This window comes from Synechococcus sp. H60.1 (assembly GCF_047462335.1).
Lineage (GTDB): Bacteria > Cyanobacteriota > Cyanobacteriia > Thermostichales > Thermostichaceae > Thermostichus.
In genome coordinates this window covers 1-9,213 of the sequence record NZ_JANSJA010000125.1, presented here as the reverse complement: position 1 = coordinate 9,213, position 9,213 = coordinate 1, and the positions used below count along the sequence as shown (strand labels likewise).

Here is a 9,213-nt window from a genome sequence, read left to right as displayed (position 1 = left end):
TCAAGGCGGCGCGACGGCGGGGGTTATCGGCCTATGCCTGGGTGTTTTCCCTCAATTTCGGCTACAGCTACGGGCTTCTCCCAGGTCGCCAGGCAGTCTTGGCCCGCAACGGCCGTGGCCTCACCACTGTCTTGGATCCAGCGACAGCCCTTGCAGAAGATTTGGGCAGCCCGGATGAGGTGTTTGTGGATCCCTTTCATCCTCTGGCGCGACGGGATTTTGCCGAGCTAATCCGCCGCATCCTGCAGCGGCAGCCGGATGGGATCCTCTTCGACTACATTCGCTATCCCCGCGGCTCTGGGGGATCCAGCCTGGCAGCCACCGTCCAGGATCTGTGGATCCATGGGGAGGCAGCCCGGCAAGCCTACCTGGATTTGGCAGAAAACCCGGCGGGCCGAGCCTTGCTGGAGCGTTACCTCAGCCAGGGCTATATTACTGTGGCAGATGTTCTCCATCTGGATGCCACCTATGCCGAAGAGCCCCGCTGGCGCCAGCCAGGGGATCCCAAGCCCAGCGCAAGCAGGGAGCGGCCGCTTTCTCCAGAACTAGGGGACGGGATGGCCCAAAGCAAAGCAGGCGAGAATTGGCATTCCACCCATGCCGATTTAGAAGGTGATTCAGGGAATAGGGATTTAGAGAATTTGGCGGCTCCCCGTCCAAAAGCAGCGCCGCCGGATCCCACCCCTACCCCTAGCGCCGCTCTCCGACAGGAGCGCTGGCAAGAGCAGCTCTGGCAGCTCAGCGTTGAGTTTGCCCGCTATGGGATCCTCGATTACCTGCGGCAAGCTGCCCAACCGGCCCAAAGCCTTGGGATCCCGACCGGGGCCGTCTTTTTCCCCGAGGGCAACCAGGCGGTGGGAGAAGGGTTCGACGCCCGTCTCCAGCCTTGGGATCGTTTTGATCCAAACATGGAGTGGCACCCGATGGCCTATGCCAAGTGCGAGGATGGCTCCTGTGTGGTGCAGCAGGTGGGGCAAATCCTGGCCGTGGCCTCTCCCCAAACCTTTGTCTGCCCGGCCATCGCCGGCCTATGGGGACAAGCGCAGCGAAAACGCCCCAGCTTGGAAATCCAGATGGGATCCCTGGCCCGCCGCTTTCCGCAGTTGCCTTGTGTGAGCCACTTTGCCCTCTCTTGGATCGAGCCGGAGCTGGAGCGCAGCCGTCGCACCTGTCAATTCTGATGCTCACCCCACACCCGCAAGTTGGGAATTCTGAAATTATGAACCCCGAACAATTCGATCTGATTAACCGCTTGTTTCAACTCACGTTTCAAATCGGGGATCGCTTGGGATGTGAGTCTTCTGACCCCGCTCAACTACTCCTGACCGACCGGCCCGGCCTAGAAGCAAGCCACCTATATTTCCCGTCCGATTACGTTTACGAGGATCTGGATCCCGAAGTGTGGGCCAATTATGTGGCTGAGGTGCCAGCTTTATCGCAGATGGCTGACCTTTTGCAATCCTATCCCCTCACCCGTGGCATTTATCGCCAAGACGAGGTTTCGTGGTGGATTTGCGCTTTTTGGATGGCCCAAGAGGGATTGGGAACCAACGTGCTCTTGCGCGCCCACAGAGTCGAAACTTAGGCAGTTGATCCCCAAGTTCCCTCTCGTCTTGGGATGGGGATCGGTTTTACTTAACATCTACATCGACTCTGGCGCGCTCAGGCCGAGAATGCCGGTGAGCACGTTAAATAAAACCTGTCGCGTGGCCTGCACCAATTGGATGCGGGCTTGGGCCAAAAGAGGATCCTCTTTTAAGAGGGGCAAAATGCGGCAGTTGTCGTAAAACTTGTTGAAATCGGCAGCAATCGCCTCGGCATAGCGAATGATCTTGTGAGGGGCGCGCTCTTCGGCAGCGGCAATCAGCTCATCGGGCAGGGCCAAGAGGCGCAGCAGCAGGGATCGCTCTTCAGGTTCTTTGTAGGGCAGTTTTTGCTGCTCCGTCAAAGCAACTGTGGCGGTTAGCTGCACCTGTTCCTCTTCCTGTAACCGCCGCAGCAGGGTACAGCAGCGGGCATGGCTGTAGTGGACATAGACCACCGGGTTGTCGAAAGTTTGCTTGACGGCCAAATCCAAATCAAAGTTGATGGGGCTGTCCATGCTGCTGCTGAGCAAAAACCAGCGGGCTGCATCGACCCCCACGCCAATTTCGGGATCCTCAATAAGATCGTTTAAGGAGACAAAATTGCCGGTGCGCTTCGACATGCGCACTTCGGTCTTCTCGCCGGTTTCCGGGTCGGTTTTGAACAATTTGACAAATTGTCCAATCAGGATCTCCAGCTTGACCTCTGGGCTGAAGGCGCCCACCGCCGCCCTTAAACGACCGATATAGCCGTGGTGATCCGAGCCGAGGATGTTGATGAGTCGCTGATAGCCCCGCCGCACTTTGTCGCGGTGGTAGGCAATATCGGCGGCCAGGTAGGTAAAGGAGCCATCGGCCTTTTGCACCACCCGATCCTTGTCGTCGCCAAACTCTTGGGTTTTGAAATAGACGGCCTCTTCCGCCCCCGGCTTGGGATCCTCACCCCGCGGCGCCTTAGCCCTGTAGAGGAAGCCGCGCTCCTGCAGCTCCTGCAAAGCCTGTTGGATGGCGCTCAGCCCTGTCTGGGGATCGGGGGTGTGCAGGCGGCGTTCGCTAAACCAGTGATCGAACTCGGTGCGCAGTTGTTGCAGGGTCTGCTGTTGCCAGGCCAGCATTTCCTGGTAAGCAAAATCGGTGTACTCTTCCGGGGTGGTGGGCAGAGGGCGGATCCCGGCCTTGACCTGATCCAACAGCCGCCGGGCGATATCGACCAAATAGCTGCCGTGGTAGGCATCTTCCGGCAGAGCCACCTCTTCGCCTTGCAGTTGTCGCACCCGCACTTCTAGCGACTGGCCCAAGAGCCGCATCTGGTTGCCAGCATCGTTGATGTAGAACTCCCGCTCCACCTGGTGCCCCGTCCAGCGCAGCAGGTTGGCCAGGGTCGAGCCGACGGCAGCCCAGCGCCCATGTCCCACGTGCAGCGGCCCCGTTGGGTTAGCGGAAACATACTCCAGCAGGATGCGCTCGGGATGGGGGGCAGCGGTTTTGCCGAAATCTTCCCCCAACCGCAACAGCTCTTGCAATCGCTCGGCCAAAAAGGGATCCCCCAGCCGGAAGTTGAGGTACCCACCGCCTGCCACCTCGGTTTCTATGTCCGGCAGATCCAGGTGTTTTTGCAGGGTTTGGGCAATTTGGGCCGGCGCCATGCGGCAGAGCTTGGCCATCCCCAAGGGGGTAGGACAGGCGTAGTCGCCGTAGCGGGGATCGCTGGGGATCTGGATCACGGGAGTAACCCCTGCCGCCTGCTCAGGTGTTAGGGATCCCAGTTGGCCTGCGGCTACCGCCCGTTGAATGCTCTCGGATACGGCGGCGGCGAGGAACCGAATCAGGGAGGTGGATAGGGGTTGAGTGGCCATAGCGGTTCGCGTTGGCAGACCTCGAGGGAAGTTCGAGGGATGTCAAGAAGCATTATCATATCGACAACCAACCGGCTTTGACAAAAGAACAGATGCTCCCCAGCTAGACACTGCCCTTACCTGCCTTGCGAAAACCAATCTGAGAAACCGGTGGAACAGAGTTCTCGATCGGGCTTTAAGGTATCCTAAAATACAAGAGCTTGGCCCCACCTTGCTAGGTTGGTTGCTAGCTGTTGTCAGCTCAGGTCAAGTTTTGCCACCTTTCCCCCTGCGGATCCCTACTGAGCCAGGTGCTGCGGAGCATATGGATATGTCCATCTCGAAATCGTCGCGTCGCCAATTCCTGCAATCTGCTGCTGCGGCTGCCTCTCTGGTGGCCGTTGGCGGGCTAAAGGCCAAGGCCCAGAGCCGCGGGCCGCTTCTGGTTTCCCAGGGCCTGACGCCCCTGAAGTTCACCCTTTCTTGGTTGCCTTCCTCGATGGATACCCCCCTTGGAACTGCGATCTTGAAGGGCTACTTTGCTGAAGAGGGGCTAGAAGTAACCTACGAGCGCGGCTTTGGCTCTGCCGATTCCATCACTAAGATTGCTGCTGGCCAGTACGACCTGGGGGAAGGGGATCCCTACTCCATGATCGAGTTCAACGCCAAAAACCCGGATGTGCCCTTGGTGGCGATCTTTGTTCACTTCAACCGCTCTCCCTTCGGCATCTATACCCTGAAAGGCAGAGGCATTACAGAGCCGGCCCAACTGGCGGGCAAGAAGCTGGGGGCGCCTGCAGGAGATGCGCCGCGTCGGCTCTGGCCGGTGTTTGCCAAGCAAGTCGGCATCGATCCGGCTTCAGTAGAGTGGCTAACCATGGAGCCACAGTTACGCGAGCCCTTCCTGATCCAAGGCCGGGTGGACGCAATTAGCGGCTTTATGACCTCGGCCATGCCCAATTTGGTGCGGGGTGGCGTTAGCTTGAACGACATCACGCCTTTTCTCTACAACGACTATGGCCTTGAGCTATACGGTAATGCCGTCATCACCCGCGTGCAACTGCTGCGCGAGAAGCCGGAGCAACTCAAAGCTTTCTTGAGGGCCTACGTCAAGGGCTGGCAAGACACCATCCGCGACCCCGACGGCAATATGTTGGCGTTTTTGGACAAAGCCAAAGCCGAAGGGCAGGTGCTGGACACTGCCATTGAGAAACTGCGTCTCACCCTAGCTATGCCGCGTCTGTTTGTTACCGAGGAGGTGCGGGAAATCGGCTTGGGGGACGTGGTGCCTGCCCGGATGGAAACCGCGATTGCTCAGGTGGTGGATGGCTTTGGCCTCTCTGCCAAACCGCCTCTGGAGAAAGTATTTGACAACAGCTTACTTCCCCCCAAATCTGAGCGAATGATCGCCTGATCTGGAGAATCACACAACAACTTTGAAGCGCTGTCTGTTGACTTGCAGAGACAGTGAACGCTTCTTGCCGGCCAGACGGCTTTTCCCGATGGCAGGTGAGGAACCCAGCTCATTGGCTCAGTCATTCCAGCAAGATATTCTCCAAGCTTTTCGCAGCAGGGATCCCAGACTTCTCTTGGGAGAGAGGTAGGTTTTAATCGCATTTGCGTTGCTGGGTTAGAGATGGCAAGCGAGGCGCAGCAGCAAGGGAATATCTCAAACTTTGTTTAAAGTTACTTAAACTTGAGCAACTGATGTGCTGAGAAAGGCGACTGAAGAGTGCTCATCAGAGTGCTCACCGTTTCCGATCCCGAAAAAAAGCTGAATAAGTTTCTGCTGCCTAGGGATCCCTCTTAGTCTGGAGGGGATCGCTAGGGAGCTGATATCCTTGGAAACTTTTGTCCTAATTAAGCAAGTTCCCGATCAAAATGCCAAAGCCGGCATTAACAGTGACGGCACGATCGACCGGGCCAAGGCCAAGCGGATGCTGAACCCCTTCGATCGCTATGCGCTGGAAGCGGCCCTGCAAACCAAACGGCAACATGGGGCGAGGGTGACAGCGATCACGATGGGGCCACCGCCGGCCATTGAGGTGCTCTACGAGGCCATTGCCCACGGCGTGGATCGGGGCATTTTGATGACCGACCGCCGCCTGGCCGCTTCGGATACCTTGGCCACTGCCTACACCCTGGCCCACACGGTTCGCTATGCGGGCCGGCCCGATGTCATCTTCTGCGGGCTGCAGACCACCGACGGCGACACAGCCCAGGTGGGGCCCCAGTTGGCCGAGCGGCTGGGGATCCCTCAGGTTACCTATTGCGAGGCCTTTGAGATCCGCGATGGGATCCTGGTGGCGCGGCGGGCCATCGAAGGGGGATCCCAAACGGTGGCGGTGCCGCTGCCGGCCTTGGTCACGGTGGCCAATTCAGCGCGACGTCTGGCCTATCCCACCCTACGCGGCGTGCAGCGGGTGCAGCGGTTGATGAGGGATGAGGCGGCACGGGCCGAGGCCATCCAGATCCTCAACCTGGACGATGTGGGGGCCGATCCAAAGCGCTGCGGCCTCCAGGGATCCCCGACCATCGTGGCCGCCACCGAAAAAGTGGGGGAAATCGGTGGCAACTGTCAGGTCTTTCAAGGGCAGCCCGTGCCGCAACTGGTGAAGGAATTGGCTCAGGCACTTGACTTGAGCCTCTACCTAGCTACCTCTTAGGCTTTACCCTCTTTTCCCTTCTGCTAACTCCACCCTTTCAACCCATTCCTTGACTTCTCAGTTGCAGCCCGCCCAAACCTGTTGGGTGAATTATCACTAAGTTGCGGAAATCTGTGTAGGAATTGACGAAACTTCCCAGCCTTTCTACTTCGATGAGGAGTCGTAAGCTCTATGGAGCACAAGCGGGTGTTGATCTTCGCCGAGCAGATCAAGGGTGAGTTGCAACCCATTGGCCTGGAGCTGTTGGGAGCGGGGCGACGGCTGGCCGATAAGCTGGGAGCGACCTTGAGTGCCCTCGTCCTCGGCCACAACATCGCTCACCTGCCCCCAATCCTCATCGGCCACGGGGCGGATCAGGTCTTCATCGCCGACCACCCCGAGTTGGCCGAATACCGCACCCTGCCCTACCGCCGCGTTATCCTGGACTTGCTCAAAAGCTGGCCCCAGCCACCCCACACCATCCTGCTGGGATCCACCACCACCGGTCGGGACTTAGCCCCCCGTCTGGCCGCCCACCTGGAAACCGGCCTGACCGCCGACTGCACCGAGCTTGACATCGGCCCCTTCGAGTACAGCAACAGCCGAGATCCCGACAAGTCTGGTTTCTTCCCCGAATGCCTGTACGCGATTCGGCCCAGCTTTGGTGAGTCCCTCAAAGCCCGTATCCTCGGCCCCTGGAAAAACCCGCAAATGGCCACCGTGCGCCCCGGCGTGATGCTGCCCTTGCCATGGGACGGATCCCGCCAAGGGGAAGTGATCCCGGTGCCGGTCAACTTGGAGCCGGAGGATCTCAAGCTGCACATTGTGGAAACGGTGCACAACCTCTCCCAGGCGGTGGATCTGACGCGGGCCAAGGTGATCGTTTCCGGTGGCTACGGGCTGGGATCTCCAGAAGGCTTTGAGCTGATGAGAGCGCTGGCCGCCTGTTTCCCCAACAGCGCCGTCGGCTCCTCCCGCAAGGCTGTGGATGCCGGCTGGATCCCCTATGCCCACCAGGTGGGGCAAACCGGCAAGACCGTTCGCCCCCAGCTTTACATCGCCTGCGGCATTTCCGGTGCCATCCAACACCGCGTCGGCATGGACAAGTCCCAGACCATCATCGCCATCAACAAAGACAGCGCCGCCCCCATCTTCAAATTTGCCCACTACGGCATCGTTGGGGATCTCTACCAGGTGGTGCCCGAACTGATCCGGCAACTGCAGCAGATGCAGGAGGAAATCCAGGCGGGAGCTCCTGCACGGCTTGCGCAAACTCCCGCCGCGCGGATCCCTATCTTGCAGGGCCGCTAATAATCCTTAGGAAAGCACTCTAGTGCAGGGCCATCGTCAACAATCCCTGCTGTCCCAGCAACAGCTCCCGCAACAGGGTAACCAGACCCACCCACGCTACAGGCGCCATGTCCACCCCCCCCAGGGGCGGGATCAAGCGGCGTGTCGGGCGCAACAGAAACTCCGTCAGGCCAACCACCAGGGAATAGGGCAGTCGAGAAGTATCCAGTTGCGGATACCAAGACAGGAAAATGCGCAGCACAAACAGGACGGTGTAGATCCCCAGTAGCGGACCCAGCACCCAGGCAGTGAATTGCGGCAGCATACGTCTTGCAGGAACCAGGCTCTAGAGGATACGAGGATACTCGGAATGCAGGCACTCGGCTCTAAGCTTAACCCCAACTTTTTAAAACTTTAACTCCGTTTCCAAAATAGTCCTACAAGCAGGGCCGCAGCCACTAGAGACTAGCGTCATAATGGTCATATCTTGCTGACTGCAGGCAGGGATCCCATGCAGGGAAGATTACAAGAGATCGATATCCGCAGCATCCTTCAATTGATCGAGTTGGGCCAGCGCACCGGTGAGCTTTTCGTAGAGGCCAGGCCCTCTATCTACTGGTTCGTCTTTTTCCTGAATGGGCAAATCATCTATGCCTCTGAAGGCGAAGGGAGCATTGCCCGCCTCAGAGACTACCTGCGCCGCTTCAAGCTGGAAGCTGCCCTAGACGAAGTTGAGATCCCCCACAAAGCAGCGGCCAATGCCCCCGAGTACAACCGCCTCTGGTCTTTGCTGGAAAGCCACAAGCTCAACCCCAGCCAAGGCAAGCAAATCCTGCTGGGCATGGTGCGGGAAGTCCTCTTTGACCTGCTCAGCCTCCACCAGGGCTCCTTCATTTTCGAAGCCGGACCCCCCTTGGCCCCGCAATTGACCACCTTCCCCGTCACTCCCCTGCTTACTGAGATGGTCACCCAGGTGCAGGAGTGGAAAAAGCTGCATCCCTATATCCAAGCTCCTAACCAAGCCCCCACCATCCTCAACCCCCTGCCGCTCCAGCAAACCCTGCCCGCCCCCGTCTTCAAAGCCCTGAGCGAGTGGTCCGACGGCAAAACCAGCATTCGCCAGATGGGTCGCTACCTGGGCCGAGACACCCTGGCAGTGGCCAAAGCCATCTATCCCTATGTTCGCCAAGGGGCAATCCACCTCTCCGACCCTGTCCTGATCGCCGAGCCCCAGCGCACTCGTCCCCTCAAACCCAGCGACAAGCCCAGCCACATCCTTTGTATCGACGACTCCATGGCCATCCAAAAAACTGTGGAGTTCATCCTGCAAAACGAGGGCTACCAGGTCACCACTATCGGCAACCCCCTCAAAGCCCTGGGACAGGTGTTTCTCCTCAACCCCGACATGATCCTCTGCGATGTGGCCATGCCCAAATTGGATGGGTATGAGCTGTGCGCCATGTTGCGCAAATCCAGCCAGTTCCGCGAAACCCCCATGATCATGCTCACCGGCAAGGACGGCTTCACCGACCGGATCAAGGCCCGCATGGCCGGGGCCAACGAGTTTCTCAGCAAGCCATTTTCCGAGAGGGAATTGTTGACCGTTGTCGAGTCTTATTTAGGCCCACCTCCCAAGCGGGGTGGCGGCGAATAAGCGTGGGGCCAGCCGAAGTTCCTAAAAAATGTCGAGATTCGAGCCAAGCAGGCAGAGTATAGCAGAATACTGGACAGAAGAGGAACTTCACCAAACAATAGGGGGTAGTCCAGCTAGCCTAGGGCTACAGGGCTAAATGCGGCCAAAAGCGCCAAAAGATAGGATCCCCCTTCAGCTAGAAACCGCAGGAGCTCCGCCCTGTACCC

8 protein-coding genes are annotated in these 9,213 nt (G+C 58.7%); 6 read left to right on the top strand and 2 right to left on the bottom strand.

The window, feature by feature from the left end; genetic code table 11:
* Both NW852_RS06795 and NW852_RS06790 read left to right on the top strand, forming a co-directional pair.
* A partial coding sequence (locus NW852_RS06795; RefSeq protein WP_414426582.1) for a hypothetical protein occupies positions 1-1,181 on the top strand: 1,181 nt, incomplete at its 5' end.
* Positions 1,182-1,219: 38 nt separating this feature from the next.
* Entirely contained in the window at positions 1,220-1,585 is a 366-nt protein-coding gene (locus tag NW852_RS06790) for a hypothetical protein (RefSeq protein WP_414333663.1), read from the top strand.
* 57 nt (positions 1,586-1,642) lie between these two features.
* On the opposite strand, the gene argS is transcribed toward NW852_RS06790, so the two are convergent.
* Entirely contained in the window at positions 1,643-3,439 is a 1,797-nt protein-coding gene (argS, locus tag NW852_RS06785) for an arginine--tRNA ligase (protein WP_414366345.1), read from the bottom strand.
* 310 nt (positions 3,440-3,749) lie between these two features.
* Here argS and NW852_RS06780 point away from each other — a divergent pair, with 310 nt between their 5' ends.
* The 3 genes from NW852_RS06780 to NW852_RS06770 all read left to right on the top strand — a co-directional run bounded on the left by NW852_RS06780 (position 3,750) and on the right by NW852_RS06770 (position 7,374).
* Complete coding sequence (locus NW852_RS06780) at positions 3,750-4,832, top strand: ABC transporter substrate-binding protein (RefSeq protein ID WP_414368759.1); 1,083 nt, start codon at positions 3,750-3,752, stop codon at positions 4,830-4,832.
* A gap of 427 nt (positions 4,833-5,259) precedes the next feature.
* Entirely contained in the window at positions 5,260-6,084 is an 825-nt protein-coding gene (locus tag NW852_RS06775) for an electron transfer flavoprotein subunit beta/FixA family protein (protein WP_414366349.1), read from the top strand.
* A gap of 171 nt (positions 6,085-6,255) precedes the next feature.
* Complete coding sequence (locus NW852_RS06770; RefSeq protein WP_414370816.1) at positions 6,256-7,374, top strand: electron transfer flavoprotein subunit alpha/FixB family protein; 1,119 nt, start codon at positions 6,256-6,258, stop codon at positions 7,372-7,374.
* Between the two features lie 19 nt (positions 7,375-7,393).
* Here NW852_RS06770 and NW852_RS06765 read toward each other — a convergent pair whose 3' ends face one another.
* Positions 7,394-7,678 (bottom strand): YggT family protein, encoded by a 285-nt coding sequence (locus tag NW852_RS06765; protein WP_414366353.1) that lies wholly within the window; start codon positions 7,676-7,678, stop codon positions 7,394-7,396.
* Between the two features lie 186 nt (positions 7,679-7,864).
* On the opposite strand from NW852_RS06765, the gene NW852_RS06760 reads away from it, so the two are divergent.
* Positions 7,865-9,007: a response regulator gene (locus tag NW852_RS06760; protein WP_414370818.1), complete on the top strand. Its 1,143-nt coding sequence runs from the start codon at positions 7,865-7,867 to the stop codon at positions 9,005-9,007.
* The last annotated feature ends 206 nt before the right edge of the window (positions 9,008-9,213 follow it).

Bases quoted from the DNA above. Each gene is read 5' to 3' on its own strand.
- NW852_RS06790 (WP_414333663.1), top strand. From the start codon at position 1,220: ATGAACCCCGAACAATTCGATCTGATTAACCGCTTGTTTCAACTCACG.
- argS (WP_414366345.1), bottom strand. From the start codon at position 3,439: ATGGCCACTCAACCCCTATCCACCTCCCTGATTCGGTTCCTCGCCGCC.
- NW852_RS06780 (WP_414368759.1), top strand. From the start codon at position 3,750: ATGTCCATCTCGAAATCGTCGCGTCGCCAATTCCTGCAATCTGCTGCT.
- NW852_RS06770 (WP_414370816.1), top strand. From the start codon at position 6,256: ATGGAGCACAAGCGGGTGTTGATCTTCGCCGAGCAGATCAAGGGTGAG.
- NW852_RS06765 (WP_414366353.1), bottom strand. From the start codon at position 7,678: ATGCTGCCGCAATTCACTGCCTGGGTGCTGGGTCCGCTACTGGGGATC.
- NW852_RS06760 (WP_414370818.1), top strand. From the start codon at position 7,865: ATGCAGGGAAGATTACAAGAGATCGATATCCGCAGCATCCTTCAATTG.